The following is a 21,813-nucleotide window of genomic DNA, read 5'->3' on the forward strand; positions in this document are numbered from 1 at the left end:
ATGTGATCCCCACGTGATCCTGCATGCACTGTTAGTTCGTGTCATCACGGTATTGTATGCAACTTCCCCGTTGTTGGAATACAACATATAGCATGCATCATGACCGAGCTTGTACACGTCGTTGTAAAGGAACTTAATACCATTTCCGTTGTAAACTTTCATTCCATCGCCTGTTCCCCACTCCAGGCGCATGTGGGATACCTCGACATTATTTGAGTTCTGGAACAATATAAGATTATAATATCCTTGACCCTTGATTATCCCGGATTGTGCTTCGCTGTTACCGTCAATAGTAAATCCGGTGATCACGATATTGTCGGCTCCGGTGTTACCCCTTATTAGTGGAACCTGTGATGCCCAACCGGCATTTGCCACCAATTTGATCTCTGCTGTTGGGTCACCTGTCAGGACCGTATTTGCACCTATATTCAGGGTACTATCGATCCAGTATGTATTTGGACCCTTTAGGTAGACAGTGCCCCCTCCAAGTCCATCAATATATGCCAGCGCCTTGTTTATTTCAATGTGATCATTTTTCCCGTCACAATTGTAATCTCCGGTTCCATCTGTATCGACATATACGATCGATCCGCTTGCACCGCATACTGTAAGGGAGATAGTAAACGATAATAAAATAAAAACTATGGTAGGTACGTTTTTCATAATCATGGCTATTCACCATTATTGAAAAATATCTGGTCATCAATATAATAACTGTGAACATAAAAGTCTATATATCGTGTAGTTTCATGTCCTACATTACAAATAAGTTAATGAATAGTGTTGCTTCAAAACTTGTTCGTATTTAACAAAATCAAGGTTTCTGTAGTTGATAATATTTGGTTTGAAAACTCGGATCAAGCTGTTGTTGTCTATTGAACATGGACTTTAGATATTATAAGATATTGTTCATCTGTTTCGTTATAACATACCCCTGTTCTGAGGATATTTATTGACATCCTGAGCCACCTTATGTGATCAAGTGCTCTCTTCTGTGTGTTAAGTTTTAAGAGCGAGGAAACAAATATAGTCCATATGGAGCCTTTGCTGATCTTTTTACTTGCACTGATACTCGTACTTATACTGACAACTTATGTAAGGCTTCATCCTTTTCTTAGTCTTGTACTGACATCTTTGTGCATAGGAATAATGGCCGGCAGGCCTGAAGAAGCGCTGAGCACCATATCCTCTGGCATGGGAAAAGTATTCGCCCAGTTTGCCATAATAATTACCGCTGGCAGCATCTTAGGTATAGTACTGGAAAAAAATGGGGGGATGGACATTATTGCCAGCGACCTTGTCAGCCTCTCGAAAAGACCATTGCTTGCCCTTAACATGCTTGGATTTGTCTTTGCCGTACCTTTTATGTGCTCCATCCTTGCCTTTGTGGTATTTTCTCCTCTGGCTAAAGATGTGAGCCGTCGATCAAACATTTCGGCCGGAATTGCTGCAACTTCGCTTGTACTTGGTACACTGGCATCCTTTGGTCTCCTGTATCCTTCGCCTGTTATAATAAGTGCTGCCAGTGAGATGCATGTGGACATTGCTAAAGTCTTCTTCATGGGACTTGCGATAGCCTTTCCCATATCATTATTGGGATACAGATATGCAACACGATCGATAAAGATGAAGGAACATGACTATGTGCTTGAAACAACCTCCCTTGATAAAGGATCAAAAAGCAGGGCCTCAGCATATATTCCTATATGTCTTCCCATTATGTTGATACTGGCAGGTACATCCTTCACTCATCCATTGATAGCATTCATAGGAGATCCCAATGTGGCTTTATTGATCGGTGTGCTGCTCTGTCTGGTGTGGTCAAGATCTTATGGAAAAGAGCTGCATGAATGGATAGAAAAAGCTATCAGGCGTAGTGGAATTGTATTGCTTGATCTTTGCGGAGGAGGGGCACTGGGAGCCACGTTTACAATGACAGGAGCAGGCGAAGCTTTAGGTAAAATGTTCCTGGATCTTGCTCTTCCTGCTCTGTTGATACCTTTCCTGGTAGCTGTGGCAGTGCAGACGGTGCAAGGTTCGCGTGTTGTCACGATGTTGGTAGTACCTTCTCTGATAATGCCCATCCTTCCTCAGCTTGGACTTCCGGCTGAGATAAGTCTCCTTTCCATGGCATGTGGCACTTTCCTAGTATCACATGTGAACGACCCCTTCTTCTGGATATTCAGAGATCTTGCAGAACTTGAAACCGGTGAAGCACTCAGATACTATACGTTCGGAGGGATCCTGATGGGATCAACGGGCTTGCTGCTTCTCGGATGTGTATACCTGATAGCGTTTTAAAAATGAGGCGGTCAAATTATAACTAGAGCAAAAAAAATAAAAAAGATAAGACCAGAATTATTCGCTGGTCCTAGTGGTGTTCATGCTGTTCTTGTTCCTTTTCCTTTTGCCAGTTCTTGTCTGCTTCCTGCACAGCAGCAAGGCACTTCTTGCAGAGCATAACAGTATCCTCTTCCTGTCCTTTTGAGAAAGAAGGCCTGGATATTTGCACGGGCTGCAGCTGGGCAATAGTTCCACACAGGTCACATTTACCAGCAGTTCCGCATGAACTGGATGTGGCAAATCTATCAGCAGTCTCTTTTGCTGCCTTAAGACATGGTTCACACAGTCCTTTCCATATACCTTCAGGATATGAGTTCTCAAACCGGGGCACAAAAACCCTTACCGGGACAACAGTGGGTATTGAAACACTACATAGATCGCAATCTGCCATATTCTTTACCTCCTTAGATCAACACCTTTGCGGCTTCCATTGCCCAATAAAGGAACGGCTCTGACCAGAAACCAATAGCCAGTACGAATATCACTGCAATGAGCATTGCAAATGTGTAAGGCATGGGTTCTGCGATCTTTTCCCCATCTGAAGGCAGGAAATACATGTATTTTACTACCCTGGCGTAATAGAACAGTGAGATCGCACTGTTGAGGATCGCGATCACTGCAAGCCACACCAATCCTGCCTCTATAGTGGATGCGAAGAGGACGAACTTGCTCATATAACCTGCTGTAAGGGGTATACCTGCGAGGGCAAAAAGGAAGATCGTCATGCAGAGAGCAGTTACCGGCATACGTCTGCCAAGTCCCCGGAAGTTATCAATATCGTCAGGAGTTTCTGAATCCTTTTTCTCCGAAAGGACCATGTATACTACCGCTGCAGTGGCTATGAACGCACCTGCTTTCATGAAACCATGTGACAGAGCATACAATATTGCACCTGCCAGGGCTGTCTTGCTCATAACCACAAAGGCCATGGTTATGTAACCTGCCTGGGCGACCGAAGAATACGCAAGCATTCTTTTGACACTTGTCTGTGAGAGAGCCACAACGTTACCAAGGGTCATGGTGATCACTGCAAGCACTGCAAATGCTGTGGTCCACTCAGCCTGCAGAGCTATCAGAGCGATCATGAACACCTTGAAAGCTGCAACAAAGCCCATTTTCTTTGAACCGGCTGCAAGTAATGAGGATACCAATGAGGGAGAACCCTGGTAAGTATCGGGTGCCCACATGTGGAATGGAACAAGAGCGATCTTAAAGCCGAGACCTGCTATCATAAGGATCACAGACAACAGCCCCATTGGACTTCCTAGAAGTATATCGATGTTCTCTGCCACGCCAGGAATGCTTGTGGTGCCTGTGGCACCATATATGAAAGAGATACCGAAGAGCATCAGAGCCGCAGACAGTGATCCGATCATAAAATACTTCATGGAAGCTTCAAGAGATATTGGATTCTTCTTCTCGAAACCTGCCAGAGCATATGTAGCAAGACTTGCCAGTTCAAAGGCAACGAACAATACCATGAGGTCATTGGCCGATGCAACGAACATCATACCGGCTGTTGCAAAGATCATCAGCGAGTAGAACTCCTCTGTATGGGAATTTCCTTCAGTGTACTTAATGGATGCTATTGATACCAGCAAAGCGACTGAGAGGAATACCAGCTTGAAGAACTGAGATAATGCATCAAATGAAAGCGTATCATAGAATAGCATGCCTTCACGGCCAAGGCTCATTATTACAAGCACAAGGGATGCAAGTACACCCAGAGATGCAAGATAACCCAACATCTTCTTTGTATTCGTATTAAGGAATAATCCTATAAGCAGGACCACAAGGCCGGTTCCCACCAGGGTGAGCTCAGGTGTGAGCAATGTAAGATCTGCCATCTATCACACCCCCGCAACAGCCATCAGGCTGACCAGTTTTTCGGAATTTGTTATCATCATGTCCAGCACCGGACTGGGGTTCAGTCCAAAGTAAAGTATCAGTATCGCGATGACAGCCATTGAGAACGTCTGGGACGCAGAAATATCTTTCAAAGCCCCGAACTTCTCATTGTATACGCCGAACATCGTTCTCTGCATTGCCCACAAGTGATATGCTGCTGTGATTATTATGGCAAGTATTGCTATGACCACATAAGTGGGCTGGTTGATGTATGTGAATGTCAGCACCAGGAACTCTGCAATGAATCCTGTAAGTCCCGGAAGCCCCAATGAGGCCATGAAAGCCAGCATCATGATCACAGCAAGCTTGGGCATCTTTCTGGCAAGTCCTCCAAGTTCATTGATGATCCTGGTACCAGTTGCATTGTTGATGACCCCGCAAGCCATGAACATTATGCTCATGATCAGTCCATGCGAGAACTGCTGGAACATGGCCCCTGAAACTGAGAGAGAAACAAGACCTGCAGCTCCAAGCGTTACATAACCCATATGGCTTACACTGGAATATGCCACCATGCGTTTGAGGTCCTTCTGTGCCAGCGCAAGGAAAGCTCCGTAAAGGATGCTCACTGCACCTAGTGCTGCCATGATAGCGATCATAAGGTTCATGGATGGTGTGAAAGGCAGTATCGGCAACATTACCCTGAACAATCCGTAACCACCTATCTTAAGCAGTACGAAGAGCACACTGCCTGCGGTCGGTGCTTCAACGTATGCATCAGGCAGCCATGAATGGAACGGGAATGCTGGGATCTTTACCAGGAACCCGAACAACAGTGCCACAAATATGAGATCACGGGACAATCCACTGGCTATGAACTGGAACTGGGAAAGCAGGTGTTCAATACCCATGTTCGGAGTACCGGTCTGTCCCCAGGCAGCGAAATAAAGGCCAAATATGCCCAGCAGCATCACAAGTGAACCCACATGTGTGTAAATGAAGAACTTGATCGATGCCTTGTGCTTCGCGGGCCCGCCCCAGATGCTTACCATGAAGAATAGGGGTACCAGGGTCAGTTCCCAGAACACATAGAACAGGAAGAAATCAAGCGCTACGAAGACACCTATAACAGCTCCCTGAGTTGCAAGTATCAGTGCATAGAACCTGTTGGGCTGCTTCTTGTCATCATTCCAAGTGAACAATATGAGGAAGGGTATGACTATGGCGTTCAACAGGACAAGTGGCATGGAGATGCCATCTATGCCCAGCTGATAATTGATCCCAAGGCTTGGCACCCATTGAGCGAATTCCTGGAACTGCATCTGAGATGTCGTACTGTCGAAGTTGAAGTACATGAACATGCTCAGTGCCAGTACCAGCACTGATGAGAATAGGGCAGAAACCCTTGCTTGTTCTTTAGTCTTTGTGAATAGGGTAAGTACTGCGAATAAAAAGGGGATCAGTACTATTAAAGATAGAATGGGTATTGCCATTTAGAATACCTCCAGGATCAGCTTAACGAGAATTATAAGTAAACTGACACCAGTTACCACTGAAGTGGCATAGTTCTGTACCACACCTGTCTGAAGTAGTCTCAGACCATCTGAGGCTTCGGTGAATATATGACCTATAAGATAGACCGTCCAGTCAAAGCCTCTGTCGATTGCTCTTCCGGCAAGTGCAAGACCTTCGTATATAACCTTAACTGCAAGGAATTGCGTAAAGATAGCGTTCTGGTAGTACCTGTTGTAAAGCAGTTTGTATATCGGATTCTTCCTGGAAACAATGCTGGACATGTCAATGATCCGCATACCATAGATGAGATATGAGATCAAGAGACCTGCAATGGCAACGATAACAGGCATCCAGAGGATCAATAAAGGCTCACTTCCGGCACCGTGTGAGGCCAGATGATACTTACCGATCTCTGCAAGTGCATGGATATCCATATTAACGAAGTTGTTAGCAAATGTTTCTTCCAGGAATTTGCCGAAGCCTGTCTTTGTGAGTGCACCGAACACAAGTGCCAGAACACCCAATATCATGAGGGGAACGGTCATCACGGATGGGGATTCGTGCCCGCCATAATTGGTCCTTGGCTTGCCTGTAAAGGTCATGAAGATCAATCTGAATATGTAGATGGATGTGAGCAAGGCAGCCACTATCGAGAACAAATAGGGCACCCAGTTTTCTGTGGACTCACCGAAGAGGTATGCTGCTTCGATTATCGGATCCTTGCTGAAGAAGCCACTTACACCGATGGAAGTGCCCGGGATACCGAAACCTGCCAGGGCCAGTGACGCGATCAGCATGGTCGCAAATGTTATTGGCATGACCTTCCTCACGCCACCCATCTGTCTGATATCCTGAGTTCCAACTGCGTGGATCACACTTCCGGCACACAGGAAGAGAAGTGCCTTGAAGAATGCGTGGTTGATGAGGTGGAACAGTGAATCTCCAACTGCGGTTACTCCGATGACCGCACCCATTCCAAGTCCAAGCATCATATATCCAAGCTGACTGATAGTTGAAAACGCCAGAACACGCTTGATATCGTTCATAACGAGTCCCATGGTAGCCGCAAACAGAGCAGTGAAAGCTCCAAGATATGCAACTACGAGCAATGAATAAGGAGCTGCAAGGAACATGGGGAATGTCCTTGCAACCAGGTATACACCGGCTGTAACCATCGTTGCCGCATGGATGAGCGCAGAAACGGTAGTCGGACCTTCCATTGCATCCGGCAGCCACACATGCAGAGGGAACTGACCGGATTTACCCACAGCGCCTCCGAAGAAGAGCAGAGTGATAATGGTCAGATGACTTACCTCAAATCCGAAGATCTGGGTGTTAAGGGCTGCTATTTCAGGTATATGAGTGAAGATCTCATCGAACCTGAGAACATATACGCCTTCCGGGATGGAACCGTTGAATATCCTGAAGATATCGGCAAATAATAGGATGATACCTGCAAGGAACATCACGTCACCAACCCTTGTGGTCAGGAAAGCCTTCTTGGCTGCGGAAGCGGCTGATGGTTTTTCGAACCAGAAGCCAATGAGCAGGTAAGAGCACAGACCCACGAGTTCCCAGCATATGAAGAACTGAAGGATGTTGTCAGAAAGGACCACTCCGAGCATTGCAGCTGTGAAAAGGGCTGTCTCTGCAAAGTATCTCGGCTGGGCTTTATCATGGGACATGTAGCCAACAGCATAGATGTGGATGAGCAAACTGACAAAGGAAACCATGGACAGCATCACAGCAGCCAGGGGATCAATAAGGACACCCACATTGAGTATGGCAAACCAATTGTACGATTGAGAGACAACCTGCTCCGGGTTCTGCAACAGGTTCAGTGTGATCATCAATGAGATCACGAAAGAGGTAAAGATAGCAATAATAGGGATGATGGCTCCGCCATTTGGCAGCTTCTTACCCAGGAAGAACGTGAGCACGAAAGCAAGTGCCGGAAGTACAGGTATTAAAAATGCCATGTCTTCTATCGCCATTTTTACCACCTCAATACATTGATCTTATTAAGATCGATCATATCCCTTACCCTATAGATGGACATCAGGATCGCAAAACCAATGGCCGCCTCAGCTGCTGCAAGAGCAATGGAATACAAAGCAAATACCTGCCCCGTAAGGTCTCCATTATAGCTTGAGAATGCCACCAGGTTGATGTTGGCGGCGTTCAGCATCAGCTCCACGCACATAAGCATCCTGATACCACTTCTCTGGGTCATGAACCCAAAGAGACCTATTGAGAATATGATAGCTGAAAGTGCAAGATAATAAAATAATGGTATCATTCGGTACCATCTCCTTTTGCCATGTAGATAGCGCCCATAAGGGTAGCCAGCAATACTATAGAAAGTATTTCAAACGGTATAACGAACTCAGTAAATATCAACATACCTATTCCCTGAATGTTACTCTGGTCCATAGGGTTCTGCGGGATCTGGTCCACAGTGTTCCAGTTGGTAAAGCCTATTGATATGATAACTATTGCAAGGAAAAGAATAGCTACTATCATACCTGCTATACGCGGTCTGAAGAACTTATACACTGAAGTCAGGATCTGCATAATAGTAAAATGTTTATTCAGCATCCTTATCACTTCCAAACTCCTTTTTCGTGAGCATGACCGCGAACAGTATCAGTACACCGATAGCTCCCACGTACACCAGTACCTGAATGACCCCAAGGAACTGGGCATTCAGTAGTATGTACAAACCTGCTACGACGAACATGACAACTATCAGGGACAATGCAGACCTGACTATATCCTTCGCTGTGACCACTAACAGAGCGAAAGATATGGATAACAGGGCCATTACAGCAAATACCATTATTTCCAGAACATCTGCAATTATTGAGGTGTCCATCTGCTTACCTCCTCACCAGCTTCTTTTTCAGCGTTTATGTCAACCTCTCTTGCCAGCATGTCCGGCGTAAAGAGAAGATCATTGTGCTCCCATCTTATTACACCCGTAGTGTATACCTTAGTGCTTGAAAGAGCTCCTTTTGGACACTGGTCTATACACAGCCCGCAGAACAGGCAATGTCCGACATCGATAGATGGGAACCATCTCTTCTTGCTGCTGTCGGGACCGATCTTGGCCTTGACGATCTTGATCGCGTTGTTAGGACATGTGTTAGCACATATCCCGCAACCTATACACTTGCTTTTATCCAGCTTCTGAAGACCCCTGAACCTATCGGCGAGCCTGGTGGGTTCTTCCGGGCACATCCTGGTTACCGTGGGCTTGAAATAAATATGATTTAATGCCTTTTTGATATTTTTTAGAACCATATTGTCACACTCCCAGCAAGGCCAGTAATATGACCCATCCCAGATTCAGCAAAGACAGGGGCAATAGCCTCTTCCAGCTCAGGTCTACTACCTGGTCGATCCTGAACCTTGGAACAGCCCATCTGATCATTATGATCGCCAACATCACTATGGCCACCTTGCCCAGGAAGAAGGCTGTAGGCAGGATGATCCCAAGGAGCATGTTAGAAGTAAGCATTTCAGGTAGGTTCCATCCACCTAGGAACAGCAGGACCACAAGCATGGACCCAAGTATCAGGTGAATGTATTCTGCAAAGAAACCAAGACCAAAACGCATACCCGTGTATTCTGTGATCCACCCGGCAATGAGCTCTTCCTCGGATTCGTTCTGGTCAAAAGGCAGCCGACCCATATCTGCCATGAGGGCTATGAAGAACACAAAGAACCCAAGGGGCTGCATGATAATGAACCACAGTGGACTTTGAGCCTGTGCAATGTCTACAATATTCAAAGATCCGGCCATTATAGCCACGCTCACGATACATATCCCAAGGGGAACCTCATAACCGATCATGCGTGCGAAGTTCCTGAATGCACCCAGCAGGGAATACTTGTTGTTTGAGCTGTAGGCTATCATAAAAATACCAATTACGGAAACAGCGGACACAGCCTCAATGTACAGGATACTTATATCCATATCAGTAGCAGCTATAGGATACGTATTACCGTTTATGATCACAGCGCCAAAAGGAATAGCCACAAGCATCAGGAAAACAGATCCCATGAGGACGATAGGTGCAAAGACGAAGAGGAACTTATCAGCATTGGCAGGTATAATATCTTCCTTTGTGAACAATTTTATTGCATCTGCTACAAGCTGAAAAATTCCATGGGGACCGACCCTGTTGGGACCATGACGCTGCTGAATGTCAGCTGATAATTTACGCTCGAACCACACAGCTATCATTGCACCCATGAATATAGCACCCATAAGGCAAAGTCCCAGAATACCACGTATCCAGGGATTGAAAAGAATTTCTGGTATTTCCATCATGATCACCTGTCAACCTCACTTGTACATGTGTCCATGCTTCCGGCAATTGCCACAATATCAGCAACTGGCACTCCTTTCAGAAGTGGAGGTAATGCCTGCAATGTAGGATACACAGGTCCTCGTATCTTCACACGATACGGTTTATCGGAACCGTCAGAAACCATATAGAATCCCATTTCACCTCTTGGGTCCTCCACACGGTGGAACACTTCTCCGGCAGGTATCCTCATGACCGGGGACCTGCGTCCATAGGCAGTTCCTTCAGGGAATATAGGTCCTGAGGGAATCTGGTCAAGGCATTGTTCGACTATGTACATGCTTTCACGCATCTCATCAAGGCGCACCTGCACCCGGGCGAACACGTCACCTGCAGTCTGGGTACATACTTTGAAATCCAGGTCCTTATAAACAAGATACGGTTCATCCTTACGGATATCAAAGGCAACTCCGGTTGCACGCAGCGGAGGACCGGATACTCCTATATCCTTCGCAACCTCTGCAGTAAGCGTGCCAATACCCACGGTCCTTGCCTTATATATGGAATCTGTGCTGAACAGTTCTTCATAATTGTCAATGGCCTTTCTCAGATTTCCAAAGACATACTTTACATCTTCCTTAAAGCCTTCCGGAAGATCGTCTTTCACACCACCAAAACGCAGGAAAGAATGCGTGATGCGTGCCCCTGTAACAGAGTCTATAACGCTCATAAGATCTTCCCTTTCCTTGATGGTGTACATGAACATGCTCACAAAACCAACAAAGGAAGCATATTCTCCCATGCCCAGCAAATGGCTTTGTATCCTGGAAAGCTCTTCCATGATGACACGAATGTACTGAGCTCTTTCGGGAACCTCTATACCTGCAAGTTTTTCCACACAACCAACATAGGCTTCTTCGTTGGTCAGAGCAGCAAGATAGCATATCCTGTCCACTATCGTGATACCCTGCAGGTATGTCTTGTTCTCAAGTATCTTCTCGATCCCTTTGTGGATCCATCCCATCTCTACCTCAGAATCCACAACAGTCTCACCCCTCAGCTTTGCATTGAGCCTGAAGGGGCCCGGCAGCATAGGGTGTTGTGGCCCAAGATGCACTATCATTTCAGAAGGTCCAACTTCATCATACATAATAAAACCTCATACCAGATTCCTGGCTGTCTTGTTGGGGAAACCTTTGTAATCTTTTCTGAGCGGCCATTCGCCGAGCATGTCCTGAGGAAGCACCAGAGGCCGAAGGTCCGGATGATCAAGATATTTAACACCGAAAAGTTCGTAGGTTTCTCTTTCGTACCAGTTGGCATTCCAGTATACAGGAACCACTGACTCTACTTCCGGATCGTCCCTTGGCAATATGGCTTTCAACGTCAGTACTACCGGATGTTCATAAGAACCAATAACATATACCACTTCGATCTCGTTCCTTTCAGGGTAATCGACGCCGAATTCGCAACAAAGATGTCCGAAAGAAAGTTTTTCCTTTAGATACTGACATATATCCTTCACGCTTTCAGGCTTTACCTTCGCAAGGATCCTTATATCAGATTCCACCTGTGCATCGTAGATGACACCTGTGAACTGACTGGAAAGAGAATCGATCATAGCTTTAGCATCCATATGGTCACCTCAGTAATCAGTACCTTTGTCCTTCTTTGCAACTATCTTCTTCTGCAGCTCATAAAATGCCTGGATAAGGGCCTCGCATCTTGGAGGACAGCCCGGAACATAAATATCTACAGGGAAAACTTCATCTACGTTCTGACGAGTGCTATATGATTCGTAAAATGGACCGCCACTGATAGCACAGTCCCCATAGGCTATAACCCACTTTGGTGCTGGCATCTGGTCCCATATCCTCTTAAGTGCAGGGAAATACTTTTTTGTCACGTATCCGCTGATGATCAGTACATCGGCATGCCTTGGAGAGTTCCTCGGAATGATACCAAAACGATCGGTGTCATAGTGTGCCATACCTGTGGAAAGCAATTCCACACCGCAGCAACCCATGGCATTCACAGTGAACCAGAGAGAGTTCTTCCTTCCCCAGTTAATGATATCCTGTGCCTTTGTTTTCTTTAAGAAATCACTGATAGCACTAGTGCTTGTGGTCATGACACCTGGTATCTCTTCTTGCATGTCATCTTTATTATTAGTGGAAACAGGCTCTACTTCTGCCATTTAAGCGCCTCCTTCTTGATAAGATATAAGTATCCGAACAATACAACGAAAATAAAGATCAGCATTTCAATGGTTGCTATAATCGTTATGCTTGGTTCTCTGAAAATAGTAGCCCAGGGATACAAAAAAAGGACCTCTATATCGAACAAGACAAATGCAATGGCATACAGGTAATACTCAACATTGAACTGGATCCTTGCACTCCCAGTGGGAACGGAACCCGCCTCATATGTTTCATATTTTACAGGAGATCTGCTCCTCGGACTTAACTGCTTCACAAGAAGCATGGTCACCGGAGGCATTAAGAGCGCCACTACAAGAATTATCGCAACCGGAATGTAACTGTAGATTATGTTGCTAACATCGATTATTCCTGACATAGTGATTCACCTGAAGATTATAAATACATATAGGTTATTTGTATATTTCTTTTTTTATGAAAAAGAGTATACTGTAACCTATTTTCAATGAATGTAGGTTCAGAATACGTTAAAGGTAATTAAATTTTGTGTTGTGGCAAGTTTCAATTAGCCTTTTTAGCTATGTTTTTGCCATGAAGATATTGCATATACTGAAATTATGACTTTATAGGAAAATAAAAAAAGCTCAGCTTCTTATCAGAGCTGAGGAGAGTAATATTTCTTGATCACAGTATCGCACTCGGAGCAGGAAACTACCATCCATTCCCCCACATCCGTACGCACATATTTTTCAAATATCGAAGAACCACAGTTCGGACATACATAATAGTCCTTGAAGTAGTAATGGTAGAAATGTGGCGTTGTTTCAAGCCACTTCAGTACCATTTGCATGTGTGTGAAGTATTTATGCTTAAGAGGAGCAGCATTGCTCTCAAGGGCACCCTGCACGCGACTGGCTACCTGCCTTATATGGCTTTCAGATCTTTCTGTTAGCTTTTTGTAGTCCGATATGTACTTTATCGTGTGGTCCAGATATTGCAGATAGGCCTTATGTGCCTTAGGTTCCCTTTTCCAGATGGTGCGTATGAAATATTCTCCCATTACATCTTCCAGGATATCTGCACAGGTCGTACAGATATTATAATCCTTGAAATGACGGGAATCCTGCTCACCCCCGCATATAATACATGTTTCCATTATGCCACCCCTTATGATCCTGAACCTATCAGGTGATCGATATCGGCTTCATGGCTTCCCGGGTAAACATTATGGGAAATATGTTCAGCACTGCAAGCAGATCCCCACTGTGTACCTTCCCGGACTCCTGCCCCAGCACATAAGCGTATGTGATAGTACGTTCAGTGTCCACTGGCTTGGCACCTCCATCTGTACCCACCTTTATCAGAGAAACTACCGCATGGTGAGTAAATGTACAAGGCATGGCGATCGTGTCAGGTTCGATCGTGATCTCCTTCACACGCAGTTTCTTGAACTCACCTGCCCGTATGTCTGCATCCTCGGTGGCTATCACCATTTCCCACTTTGCTCTTGTGGCGATGGTGAACTCATAAGTTGCGGCGTTTATCTTCTTACACTTGATGTCACCGTTCTCACGGCAAACGACCTGAACTATTTCCTGCTTCATTTCATCACCACAAATAGTTGGTCTATTCTAGTACAAATAGATTTCGAGAAATATCATTAATAATCATTATATAACTTTGGGGACAAATAGAACATTTATTTTTTCAGCATAACACACGTTTTCTCTTTATGACATTTAGTCGTGAGAAGACTATTTGATTCAAGCACGCCATCAATATTATTGAGCACATGGATAACATTCTCTTTCAAGGAATGGATGTCATAGGTCCTTACTTTCAATAAAAGATCATAAGGTTCCAGAAGTTCATATATCTCAAGCACATCATTGACATTCTTTAGTTTATTGATCACACTTATCCTTTTACTCTGATCTATCCTAAGACCAATATAGGTCGTTATATTCAAGCCGACACTCGCAGGATCTATCAAAACGGTGAATTGCTTGACAACCCCACTGCTCTGAAGTTTTTCTATCCTCTTATGAACAGTGGATGTAGCAAGCCCGAGATCACTGGCAATTTCAGTGCTGTGGATCCTTGAATTCTGTGTGAGGTGTTCCAAAATGGCAAAGTCGAGATCATCCATATTAATATATTTATTAATTCATAGTATATGATATTTTTCTTTAAACTCCCAGAATGGATCAATTTGACATAATAAGCAAAAAATAAGAAACATATAAAACATAAATAATAAAAACCATATATAATTATGGAGATGACAATGTTTTTGTTCATTGAATGATTCTATACTGCATGAATGGTGTATAGCCAATGGAAATCAATAAAAGATGTGTCGGATGCGGTCAGTGTACTGCATTCTGTCCGAAGGAAGCTATTATTGTAAAAGGGAATGCCTGTATCACTGCAGATTGCATCCAGTGTAAAATATGTATGGCCTACTGTCCGATGAAAGCTATCGAGGAAAGTGCATGAAAGTTTTAGTGATCGGTTCAGGACTTGGAGGTCTGCTTAGTGCTGCCTGGCTCTCGCGGGCAGGCCACGAAGTGGATGTCTTTGAGAGACTTCCCATTACAGGCGGAAGGTTCACTAATATTGAATATAAAGGGTTCCACCTATCTACTGGCGCTTTACATATGATACCTCATGGCCCGACTGGTCCTCTGGGCACCCTACTGAAGGACGTGGGAGTGGGCGTACAGATCGTACGTGCCGATCCTATGGCCATCATCCGTATCCCAATAGAAAAAGATGCCACGGATTATGCACATGGTTTCCGGGACATAGATTTCCATGATTTTAGAAAACGCTTTTCTCTGCTGAATAAGATAAAATTGGCGATCCTTATAACCACTACACGGATGTTCCCCCCAAAAAGGGGTTCAATGGCAGAGTGGTGCTCTAAGAACCTTAAAGAGGACTGGGCCCTAAGGATAGCTGACTCTTTCTGCGGATGGGCATTAAGCCTGAAGGCTAAAGACGTGCCAGCTGCGGAAGTATTTGAGATCATTGAGAACATGTACAGATACAGTGGTTCCGGGATACCGCTCGGCGGCTGCAAATCAGTTACAGATGCTCTTATCGACGTAATATCCTCCTGCGGAGGAAAGATACATACCTCCTCAGAAGTTTCCCGGATAATCATAGAAGATCAGAAAGCTGTGGGAATAATAGCTGATGGGAAAGAGTACCGCGGAAACATTGTGATCAGTGACATAGGCCACATAGAAACAAGCAGGCTATACGATACAAATGTAGTGACCGAAGATACTAAGAAATATCTGACATCCATCAAAGAACTGAAACCCTCTGCTGGTGTCAAGATCTGCCTTTCATCGAACGAACCGCTCATTGGCCATGCAGGCGTGCTGCTGACACCTTATGCCCGACGGGTAAATGGTATCAACGAAGTGACAAATATCGATCCTTCTCTTGCACCTCCTGGAAAACATCTGACAATGGCACATCAATGCGTAGAATGGGAAAACCTGGACAGCCTGGAAGAAGAAATAGACCTTGGTCTAAGTGATCTGTCCGAGATCTTTGCAGGCAGGGATTATGAGGTGCTTCTCATACAATCATATTCAGGGGAATGGCCAGTGAATCGGTCGTCCTCCGGTACGGACCTTACCAACAGGACTCCCATTGATGGCCTCTATGTGGTTGGGGATGGAGCAAAAGGCAAAGGAGGCATAGAGGTCGATGGTATTGCACTTGGCGTAAGAAATGCCATGAAAGACATCCTTAACCAGGGAAACTAATCGATAGATTGAATTTGTGGTAACCTATATAGTCCAACGAAAGCACATGACAGGTCTTGTTACATTTTCCCGGAATGTATTCATACCCGTGACCAATGTATGCCGGAACAGGTGTGGATATTGTACGTTCAGACGTGAACCCGATGAGCCTGGGTCATGCTTCTTGTCACCTGAGGATATTATCCCAATACTCAAAGAAGGAAAAAAGGCAGGCTGTAGTGAGGTGCTTTTTACATTCGGGGAATATGCCGAAGAGGTACCCGAATATAAGAAATGGCTTGAAGAAATGGGTTATTCTTCTAACGTGGAGTACGTTATAGATCTGTGTAAGCTGGCAATTAAGATCGGCCTTTTGCCGCATACAAATGCCGGTGTCCTGAACTATATGGAACTTGAATCCCTGAAACCCTGGAATGCAAGCATGGGACTCATGCTGGAAACAACAGGTATGGTAGCAGCTCACTTGAATTGTCCGGGGAAACAGCCAGATGTGAGGATCAAGACCATCAAATACGCCGGTGAGCTGCAAATACCGTTCACAACTGGCATACTGGTTGGGATAGGGGAGACCCTGGACGATCGGATAGACTCTCTGCAATGCATATCCAATCTGCATGCGGAATACGGACACATTCAGGAAGTGATAGTTCAGAACTTCATTCCAAAACCTGGAACATCTATGGAAAAACACGCTTCTCCGACCATAGAAGAGATGGTCCAGATGGTTTCTATTGCAAGGGAAATATTACCTGCCGACATAGCCATTCAGGTTGCTCCTAACTTAATAGACCCATATTTGCTTGTCCAATGTGGAGCGACAGATCTGGGAGGCATATCCCCCACGACCATCGACTGGATCAATCCTGAAACAGAATGGCCTACTGTGGACAACCTGCGGGAGCTGCTCAAAGACATACCCCTGAGGGAAAGGCTGCCTATTTATCCTGATTATATAAAAAAAGGATGGTACAGTAAGAACCTGAGGTCACTTATCAGATCCATGGCCGACAAAGAAGGTTATAAGAGATCCCGGTGAGAAAGGACGTTCTGTTATTTTAGATAATGATTTATATTTTGAACCAATTGAGCATACTATTCCAATACACTGGTCTGGTCATACTATGATGTCAAAGATCGATGAAGAGCTGGTGGAAAGAGCGTATAGCGGAAAAACCAGCAGTGAAGATGCGCTCTTACTTCTGGATGCTGAACCTTTTGAACTATTCAGGTTTGCTGATAATCTGCGGTACGAAGCAGTCGGTGATATTACTACCTACGTAGTTAACCGCAACATTAACTTCACTAACCGTTGCATCGGAAGATGTGGTTTTTGTGCGTTCAAAGAAAAGAACGGATACATCCTGAAAAATGAAGAGATACTTGCCAAGGTGGAAGAAGCACACAAAGCAGGTGCAACCGAGGTCTGTATTCAGGGTGGTCTCTTACCGAACGCCGGTCTTGAGCTATATACAGGTATCCTCGAAGCAGTGAAAGAAGAATATCCGTCAATCCATATACATGCATTCTCCCCGATGGAGGTCTATCATGCTGCAAGGACCAGTGACCTTAGCATAAAGCAAGTATTGCATGAGCTGAAAAAATCAGGTCTTGGAACAATGCCTGGCACTGCTGCTGAGATACTCTGCGACCATGTCAGGAAAGAACTGTGCCCTGGAAAGCTCCTGACCGCAGAATGGGTAGACGTGGTCACCTCGGCTCACAGAACAGGTATCCGTACAACTGCTACAATGATGTATGGACATATCGAATCCTGGCAGGACAGAATAGAACATATGATGATAGTAAGGGAGATCCAAAAAGATACCGGTGGCATCACCGAATTCGTGCCCCTGCCATTTATGCCTTATAATAATCCCATCGGTAAAAAAATGATCGATGAAGGGCGCTATGCCACCACTGGCATCGATGACCTCAAAGTATATGCGATCTCCCGCATAATCTTCCATAAGCATATCAATAATGTCCAGGCAAGCTGGGTAAAGCTTGGAAAAAAACTGGCTCAGGTAGCTCTCTATTGTGGAGCGAACGATCTGGGGGGAACGCTCATGGAAGAGAGCATCTCGACTGCGGCTGGTGCAAACAATGGCACTTCGATCTCCGTACAGGAACTTGAATGGATGATCAAGGGTGCAAACAGGACCCCAAAACAAAGGACCACACTCTACGAGATCGATAAAATAGAAAAAACGTCTCTTGGCAATCGCCCAAGGGAGGCTGGCAATGCTGTCATTTATTCCTGAGGATACGAGGGAGAAGGCCTATAAGGGAGAAATTGCCCTGAAGGATGCCCTTGAACTGGCAGAATTGTCTCCTCTGGCACTTTTTAACTTTGCGGATGAAATTCGTTCAAGTACTGTAGGTGATGTGGTCACATATGTTGTGAACAGGAACATCTACATTACCAATATGTGCAGGGGAAACTGCGGTTTCTGTGCTTATCGTGCTGAAAAGGGATTCATGCTAAACATGGACCAGATACTTGAAAAAGTATCAGAGGCCAGTGAGGCCGGTGCAGTGGAAGTATGTATCCAGGGAGGGTTCCTGCCTCAGCTTGACATAGATTACTATACTTCCCTTGTAGAGAACATAAAGGAAGCATATCCAAAGATGAGCATACATGGTTTTTCTCCGATGGAGATCTTCTATGCATGCGAGAACAGAGGCTTTTCCCTTGAAGAAGCCTTTGAAAGACTTAAAGCGGCAGGTCTTGATACTCTGACAGGCACTTCGGCAGAGATACTCTCTGACAGAGTGCGCAGGATAATATGCCCTGGAAAACTGAGTACCGACCAATGGATAAATACTATAATGACCGCTCATCAGGCCGGACTTAGAACCAACTCCACTGTAATGTATGGACATGTGGAAACCCTTGAAGAGCGCCTGAACCACCTCTTTATTCTGCGCTCAATACAGCAAAGGACAGGAGGTTTCACGGAATTGGTGCCTTTGCCTTTTATGCCTTATAACAACCCGATAGGTGAGAATATGCTCTCCCAAGGTAAATTCATGACCACAGGCATCGAAGATCTGCGCTTCTATGCCCTGGCACGGATAATCCTTAATGGACATATTGATAACATCCAGGCAAGCTGGGTCAAGCTTGGAAAGAAACTGTGTCAGGTAGCATTGCATTGCGGTGCCAACGATCTGGGCGGCACGCTCATGGAAGACAAGATCTCCACAGCTTCCGGAAGCAGTAACGGGGAATACGTTCCGCCTGCTGAGATAGAATGGATCATCAGGTCTTCAGGCAAGATCCCAAAACAAAGAAATGCTCTCTATGAAGAGGTATAAATGCGCGCTGTCATCCCATACAAACAAGAGAATGCGAAATCCCGGCTTGCTCCGGTGCTCACCCTGACAGAGAGGGAACAATTCGTGGAATTGATGTTAAGGGATGTAGTATGTTCCCTGAGAGAGGCAGGAGTGAAGGATATAGATATCCTTGCAACATCCGAATATAGTTCGCTTTCTGACCTGGATGTGAATTTTGTGATCGATCCTGCTGATCTGAACGAATCGATCAATAAATATCTTGAGAGACAGGACCAGCCAGTACTTATAATAATGGCAGACCTTCCTCTTGCAAGGCCAGAACAAGTGAAAGCGATAATTTCCTCTGAAGAAGACTTAGTGATCGTGCCTGGCAAAGGCGGCGGAACTAACGTGCTTTTCATAAAGGAACCAGCTGGATTCCATGTCCGTTATTATGGAATGAGCTTTCGTAACCACTGCACCATAGCTAAAGATATGAACTGCTCATTGAGAATATACGATTCGTTCCTGCTGAGCACAGATATCGATGAACCACATGATATTGTGGAAATACTCCTGCACGGACGCGGGCTTTCCTTTGGATATGTACAGAAGAAGTTCGAACTGGAAAGTGGCAGAGCACGTGTAAAGCTTACCAGCCTTCACTGAATATGATGTATCAGAGGCTGTAAGCGACAAAAGATATAAAGTTGAATACAGTATTAGGGTACGTTAAGTTATGCGATCTCAAATTTACAGGTGATAATTGTGTCCATTGAAGTGAACAGGTATAAATGTGGATATTGTGGTGCATGTGTGGGCGTGTGTCCGTCGGGAGCCCTGGAGCTTGTGGAGACATGGATAGAAGTGGATATGAACTGCTCCAGATGTGGCCTGTGTGCCAAGATCTGCCCGGTAGGAGCTATCAAGGTGATCCGATGAAAGATAAGTATGATATCATTGTGGTAGGTGCCGGACCTGCTGGTTCCGTAGCTGCGAAGACAGCTGCAGAAAAAGGACTTAGTGTCCTGCTCATAGAAAAACGACAGGAGATCGGTGATCCGGTAAGATGTGCGGAGGGTGTGGGCAAACAGGCTCTCAAAAAGTACATTGAACCAGATCCCAGATGGATATGTACCGATATGAGAGGGTCAAGAATATTCTCTCCCGACGGTACGAGCATACAGATGGCTGAAGAGATCGCCGGAGGAGAAGTTGGCTATGTGCTGGAAAGAAAGATCTTTGACCGGGCGCTTGCCTATGAAAGCGCAAAGGCCGGTGCCGAAGTTATGGTCAAGACCAGAGCTACAGGCCTCATAATTGAGAACGGCTCAGTATGTGGCATCAAGGCCATGCACCTTGGACAGGAATATGAGGTAAGGTCAAAGATAGTGATCGGTGCGGATGGTATGGAATCCAAGGTCGGCAGATGGGCTGGGATCGATACTTCTCTAAAACCCTCGGACATGGAGACCTGCGTACAGTATCTTATGAGCGGCGTTAATATCGACCAGGAATACTGCCAGTTCTATGTGGGCAAGAAAATAGCACCATGTGGATATGTCTGGATATTCCCTAAAGGCGGGAATATGGCCAATGTGGGTATCGGTATACTCGGAAGCGAATCCGGCGAAAAGAGAGCTGTTGACTACCTTAATGAATTTGTAAAGGAAAAACTCTCGGATGCTTCCATCATTGAAATCGATTATGGGGGCGTACCTGTGAGCGGTACCGTTGAACGTACTATCACCAATGGGCTCATGCTGGTGGGGGATGCAGCAAGGCAATCCGATCCTTTAACCGGCGGAGGCATCATCAATGCGATGGAAGCAGGTGAAATTGCGGGTGAAGTAGCTTATAATGCAATACTTGCAGGCGATGTATCCGTGGAGAAGCTTCAGGAATATGAGGACAGGTGGAGGGAAACTATTGGAAAGGCAATAGACAATAGCCTGATCGTCAAAGATATATTTGTGAAGATCACTGATGAAGAGCTGAACTCTCTGGCTCATTCCCTAAAAGGTGTAAACTTTAACAAGATGGGCCTTACAGACTTGCTATATGCTCTTTTCAAGGCGAACAAGAAGCTTCTATGGGACCTGAGAGTATTATTCAAGAACGTTGTGAAAAACGAACTTGAAACATAACCAAACGTCATAAAAGAAAAAATACCAGTATGTGATACATATACTGGATCCCTTTTACTTTTTCCAGAACTCAGGTGTGAACAGCACTACCACTGTAAATACTTCAAGCCTGCCTACCCACATATTAGATATCAGTATCACTTTGGCCAGGGCTGGCATTGCATAAAAACTGCCCATTGGTCCGACAAGATTGAATCCCGGACCTATGTTACCCAAAGTGGTGATGGATGCTGTGACGGAAGTAAGAATATCCACACCCATAAGAGAAATAAAGAATGTGCTGGCCAGGAATATAAGGAAATAGATCACCACAAAGGATATGATCTCCTGCATTATGTTTTCGGGAACAGTCTTTCCATTGAACTTTATAGGCTTTACTGCTTTTGGATGAATGGCCTTGAAGAGTTCCCATCTGGCATACTTC

26 protein-coding genes and 1 pseudogene are annotated in these 21,813 nt (G+C 45.1%); 9 read left to right on the forward strand and 18 right to left on the reverse strand.

Annotated features, from left to right (window positions below; genetic code table 11):
* Positions 1-663, reverse strand: a pseudogene (locus A4E24_RS04795) (disaggregatase); the annotation flags it as partial.
* Positions 664-1,035: 372 nt separating this feature from the next.
* Between A4E24_RS04795 and A4E24_RS04800 the strand changes: the two are divergent.
* Complete coding sequence (locus A4E24_RS04800; protein WP_292352146.1) at positions 1,036-2,301, forward strand: GntP family permease; 1,266 nt, start codon at positions 1,036-1,038, stop codon at positions 2,299-2,301.
* Between the two features lie 70 nt (positions 2,302-2,371).
* Here the strand turns inward: A4E24_RS04800 and fpoO are convergent, their stop codons facing one another.
* From fpoO to A4E24_RS04880, 16 genes are all read right to left on the reverse strand, one after another.
* Complete coding sequence (fpoO, locus tag A4E24_RS04805) at positions 2,372-2,734, reverse strand: F420H2 dehydrogenase subunit FpoO (protein WP_292352147.1); 363 nt, start codon at positions 2,732-2,734, stop codon at positions 2,372-2,374.
* Between the two features lie 13 nt (positions 2,735-2,747).
* Positions 2,748-4,190, reverse strand: coding sequence for a F(420)H(2) dehydrogenase subunit N (gene fpoN, locus A4E24_RS04810; RefSeq protein ID WP_292352148.1), 1,443 nt, complete (start codon positions 4,188-4,190; stop codon positions 2,748-2,750).
* Between the two features lie 3 nt (positions 4,191-4,193).
* A complete protein-coding gene (fpoM, locus tag A4E24_RS04815; RefSeq protein ID WP_292352149.1) occupies positions 4,194-5,684 on the reverse strand; it encodes a F(420)H(2) dehydrogenase subunit M in 1,491 nt (496 codons plus the stop codon).
* The gene (fpoL, locus tag A4E24_RS04820) at positions 5,685-7,700 is read right to left on the reverse strand and encodes a F420H2 dehydrogenase subunit FpoL (RefSeq protein WP_292352150.1); all 2,016 of its coding nucleotides are present in this window, start codon (positions 7,698-7,700) and stop codon (positions 5,685-5,687) included.
* Between the two features lie 2 nt (positions 7,701-7,702).
* Complete coding sequence (gene fpoK, locus A4E24_RS04825) at positions 7,703-8,005, reverse strand: F420H2 dehydrogenase subunit FpoK (RefSeq protein WP_292352151.1); 303 nt, start codon at positions 8,003-8,005, stop codon at positions 7,703-7,705.
* Positions 8,002-8,280 (reverse strand): F420H2 dehydrogenase subunit FpoJ, encoded by a 279-nt coding sequence (gene fpoJ / locus A4E24_RS04830; protein WP_292352152.1) that lies wholly within the window; start codon positions 8,278-8,280, stop codon positions 8,002-8,004. The genes fpoK and fpoJ overlap by 4 nt, the downstream gene beginning before the upstream one ends.
* A gap of 13 nt (positions 8,281-8,293) precedes the next feature.
* Entirely contained in the window at positions 8,294-8,581 is a 288-nt protein-coding gene (locus A4E24_RS04835; RefSeq protein WP_292352153.1) for an NADH-quinone oxidoreductase subunit J, read from the reverse strand.
* Positions 8,566-9,009, reverse strand: coding sequence for a F420H2 dehydrogenase subunit FpoI (fpoI, locus tag A4E24_RS04840; protein ID WP_292352154.1), 444 nt, complete (start codon positions 9,007-9,009; stop codon positions 8,566-8,568). The genes A4E24_RS04835 and fpoI overlap by 16 nt, the downstream gene beginning before the upstream one ends.
* 4 nt (positions 9,010-9,013) lie before the next feature.
* Positions 9,014-10,039: a F420H2 dehydrogenase subunit FpoH gene (gene fpoH, locus A4E24_RS04845; protein ID WP_292352155.1), complete on the reverse strand. Its 1,026-nt coding sequence runs from the start codon at positions 10,037-10,039 to the stop codon at positions 9,014-9,016.
* A gap of 5 nt (positions 10,040-10,044) precedes the next feature.
* Positions 10,045-11,169, reverse strand: a complete 1,125-nt coding sequence (gene fpoD / locus A4E24_RS04850) for a F420H2 dehydrogenase subunit FpoD (protein ID WP_292352156.1) — start codon at positions 11,167-11,169, stop codon at positions 10,045-10,047.
* A gap of 9 nt (positions 11,170-11,178) precedes the next feature.
* On the reverse strand, positions 11,179-11,655 hold the full coding sequence (gene fpoC / locus A4E24_RS04855) for a F420H2 dehydrogenase subunit FpoC (protein WP_292352157.1): 477 nt from the start codon (positions 11,653-11,655) through the stop codon (positions 11,179-11,181).
* 9 nt (positions 11,656-11,664) lie between these two features.
* Positions 11,665-12,216 carry a F(420)H(2) dehydrogenase subunit B gene (gene fpoB, locus A4E24_RS04860; RefSeq protein WP_292352158.1) on the reverse strand — a complete coding sequence of 184 codons (552 nt, stop codon included), beginning with the start codon at positions 12,214-12,216 and terminating at the stop codon, positions 11,665-11,667.
* Positions 12,204-12,596, reverse strand: coding sequence for a F420H2 dehydrogenase subunit FpoA (gene fpoA, locus A4E24_RS04865; RefSeq protein WP_292352159.1), 393 nt, complete (start codon positions 12,594-12,596; stop codon positions 12,204-12,206). Before fpoA ends, fpoB begins: the two co-directional genes overlap by 13 nt.
* Before the next feature lie 237 nt (positions 12,597-12,833).
* Positions 12,834-13,334: a hypothetical protein gene (locus A4E24_RS04870; RefSeq protein WP_292352160.1), complete on the reverse strand. Its 501-nt coding sequence runs from the start codon at positions 13,332-13,334 to the stop codon at positions 12,834-12,836.
* Positions 13,335-13,362: 28 nt separating this feature from the next.
* Positions 13,363-13,782, reverse strand: coding sequence for a DUF22 domain-containing protein (locus A4E24_RS04875; RefSeq protein ID WP_292352161.1), 420 nt, complete (start codon positions 13,780-13,782; stop codon positions 13,363-13,365).
* Between the two features lie 95 nt (positions 13,783-13,877).
* Positions 13,878-14,327, reverse strand: a complete 450-nt coding sequence (locus tag A4E24_RS04880; protein WP_292352162.1) for an Lrp/AsnC family transcriptional regulator — start codon at positions 14,325-14,327, stop codon at positions 13,878-13,880.
* Positions 14,328-14,515: 188 nt separating this feature from the next.
* Here A4E24_RS04880 and A4E24_RS04885 point away from each other — a divergent pair, with 188 nt between their 5' ends.
* The 8 genes from A4E24_RS04885 to A4E24_RS04920 all read left to right on the forward strand — a co-directional run bounded on the left by A4E24_RS04885 (position 14,516) and on the right by A4E24_RS04920 (position 21,389).
* Positions 14,516-14,677 carry a 4Fe-4S binding protein gene (locus A4E24_RS04885; protein ID WP_292352163.1) on the forward strand — a complete coding sequence of 54 codons (162 nt, stop codon included), beginning with the start codon at positions 14,516-14,518 and terminating at the stop codon, positions 14,675-14,677.
* Positions 14,674-15,963, forward strand: a complete 1,290-nt coding sequence (locus A4E24_RS04890) for an NAD(P)/FAD-dependent oxidoreductase (protein ID WP_292352164.1) — start codon at positions 14,674-14,676, stop codon at positions 15,961-15,963. Before A4E24_RS04885 ends, A4E24_RS04890 begins: the two co-directional genes overlap by 4 nt.
* A gap of 46 nt (positions 15,964-16,009) precedes the next feature.
* A complete protein-coding gene (cofG, locus tag A4E24_RS04895; RefSeq protein ID WP_292352165.1) occupies positions 16,010-16,999 on the forward strand; it encodes a 7,8-didemethyl-8-hydroxy-5-deazariboflavin synthase subunit CofG in 990 nt (329 codons plus the stop codon).
* Between the two features lie 85 nt (positions 17,000-17,084).
* Complete coding sequence (gene cofH / locus A4E24_RS04900) at positions 17,085-18,224, forward strand: 5-amino-6-(D-ribitylamino)uracil--L-tyrosine 4-hydroxyphenyl transferase CofH (RefSeq protein ID WP_292352166.1); 1,140 nt, start codon at positions 17,085-17,087, stop codon at positions 18,222-18,224.
* Positions 18,205-19,281, forward strand: coding sequence for a 5-amino-6-(D-ribitylamino)uracil--L-tyrosine 4-hydroxyphenyl transferase CofH (gene cofH / locus A4E24_RS04905; protein ID WP_292352167.1), 1,077 nt, complete (start codon positions 18,205-18,207; stop codon positions 19,279-19,281). Before cofH (A4E24_RS04900) ends, cofH (A4E24_RS04905) begins: the two co-directional genes overlap by 20 nt.
* Positions 19,282-19,911, forward strand: coding sequence for a 2-phospho-L-lactate guanylyltransferase (gene cofC, locus A4E24_RS04910; protein WP_292352168.1), 630 nt, complete (start codon positions 19,282-19,284; stop codon positions 19,909-19,911).
* A 99-nt stretch (positions 19,912-20,010) separates the two neighbouring features.
* Positions 20,011-20,184 (forward strand): 4Fe-4S binding protein, encoded by a 174-nt coding sequence (locus tag A4E24_RS04915; RefSeq protein ID WP_292352169.1) that lies wholly within the window; start codon positions 20,011-20,013, stop codon positions 20,182-20,184.
* Entirely contained in the window at positions 20,181-21,389 is a 1,209-nt protein-coding gene (locus A4E24_RS04920; protein WP_292352170.1) for an NAD(P)/FAD-dependent oxidoreductase, read from the forward strand. The genes A4E24_RS04915 and A4E24_RS04920 overlap by 4 nt, the downstream gene beginning before the upstream one ends.
* A 54-nt stretch (positions 21,390-21,443) precedes the next feature.
* On the opposite strand, the gene A4E24_RS04925 is transcribed toward A4E24_RS04920, so the two are convergent.
* A partial coding sequence (locus A4E24_RS04925) for a potassium transporter TrkG (RefSeq protein ID WP_292352171.1) occupies positions 21,444-21,813 on the reverse strand: 370 nt, incomplete at its 5' end.

Origin of the sequence: Methanomethylovorans sp. PtaU1.Bin093 (assembly GCF_002067275.1) — an archaeon.
Taxonomy (GTDB): Archaea; Halobacteriota; Methanosarcinia; order Methanosarcinales; family Methanosarcinaceae; genus Methanomethylovorans.

What these genes read in the sequence shown, in the direction of transcription:
- A4E24_RS04875 (WP_292352161.1), bottom strand. Translation starts at nt 13,782, where the DNA reads ATGAAGCAGGAAATAGTTCAGGTCGTTTGCCGTGAGAACGGTGACATC.
- A4E24_RS04920 (WP_292352170.1), top strand. Translation starts at nt 20,181, where the DNA reads ATGAAAGATAAGTATGATATCATTGTGGTAGGTGCCGGACCTGCTGGT.
- fpoC (WP_292352157.1), bottom strand. Translation starts at nt 11,655, where the DNA reads ATGGATGCTAAAGCTATGATCGATTCTCTTTCCAGTCAGTTCACAGGT.
- A4E24_RS04835 (WP_292352153.1), bottom strand. Translation starts at nt 8,581, where the DNA reads ATGGACACCTCAATAATTGCAGATGTTCTGGAAATAATGGTATTTGCT.
- fpoI (WP_292352154.1), bottom strand. Translation starts at nt 9,009, where the DNA reads ATGGTTCTAAAAAATATCAAAAAGGCATTAAATCATATTTATTTCAAG.
- A4E24_RS04885 (WP_292352163.1), top strand. Translation starts at nt 14,516, where the DNA reads ATGGAAATCAATAAAAGATGTGTCGGATGCGGTCAGTGTACTGCATTC.
- cofH (WP_292352166.1), top strand. Translation starts at nt 17,085, where the DNA reads ATGATGTCAAAGATCGATGAAGAGCTGGTGGAAAGAGCGTATAGCGGA.
- A4E24_RS04880 (WP_292352162.1), bottom strand. Translation starts at nt 14,327, where the DNA reads ATGGATGATCTCGACTTTGCCATTTTGGAACACCTCACACAGAATTCA.
- fpoD (WP_292352156.1), bottom strand. Translation starts at nt 11,169, where the DNA reads ATGTATGATGAAGTTGGACCTTCTGAAATGATAGTGCATCTTGGGCCA.
- A4E24_RS04890 (WP_292352164.1), top strand. Translation starts at nt 14,674, where the DNA reads ATGAAAGTTTTAGTGATCGGTTCAGGACTTGGAGGTCTGCTTAGTGCT.
- cofC (WP_292352168.1), top strand. Translation starts at nt 19,282, where the DNA reads ATGCGCGCTGTCATCCCATACAAACAAGAGAATGCGAAATCCCGGCTT.
- fpoK (WP_292352151.1), bottom strand. Translation starts at nt 8,005, where the DNA reads ATGATACCATTATTTTATTATCTTGCACTTTCAGCTATCATATTCTCA.
- fpoL (WP_292352150.1), bottom strand. Translation starts at nt 7,700, where the DNA reads ATGGCGATAGAAGACATGGCATTTTTAATACCTGTACTTCCGGCACTT.
- fpoM (WP_292352149.1), bottom strand. Translation starts at nt 5,684, where the DNA reads ATGGCAATACCCATTCTATCTTTAATAGTACTGATCCCCTTTTTATTC.
- A4E24_RS04870 (WP_292352160.1), bottom strand. Translation starts at nt 13,334, where the DNA reads ATGGAAACATGTATTATATGCGGGGGTGAGCAGGATTCCCGTCATTTC.
- fpoN (WP_292352148.1), bottom strand. Translation starts at nt 4,190, where the DNA reads ATGGCAGATCTTACATTGCTCACACCTGAGCTCACCCTGGTGGGAACC.
- A4E24_RS04800 (WP_292352146.1), top strand. Translation starts at nt 1,036, where the DNA reads ATGGAGCCTTTGCTGATCTTTTTACTTGCACTGATACTCGTACTTATA.
- fpoH (WP_292352155.1), bottom strand. Translation starts at nt 10,039, where the DNA reads ATGGAAATACCAGAAATTCTTTTCAATCCCTGGATACGTGGTATTCTG.
- fpoB (WP_292352158.1), bottom strand. Translation starts at nt 12,216, where the DNA reads ATGGCAGAAGTAGAGCCTGTTTCCACTAATAATAAAGATGACATGCAA.
- fpoA (WP_292352159.1), bottom strand. Translation starts at nt 12,596, where the DNA reads ATGTCAGGAATAATCGATGTTAGCAACATAATCTACAGTTACATTCCG.
- fpoJ (WP_292352152.1), bottom strand. Translation starts at nt 8,280, where the DNA reads ATGCAGATCCTGACTTCAGTGTATAAGTTCTTCAGACCGCGTATAGCA.
- cofG (WP_292352165.1), top strand. Translation starts at nt 16,010, where the DNA reads ATGACAGGTCTTGTTACATTTTCCCGGAATGTATTCATACCCGTGACC.
- fpoO (WP_292352147.1), bottom strand. Translation starts at nt 2,734, where the DNA reads ATGGCAGATTGCGATCTATGTAGTGTTTCAATACCCACTGTTGTCCCG.
- cofH (WP_292352167.1), top strand. Translation starts at nt 18,205, where the DNA reads ATGCTGTCATTTATTCCTGAGGATACGAGGGAGAAGGCCTATAAGGGA.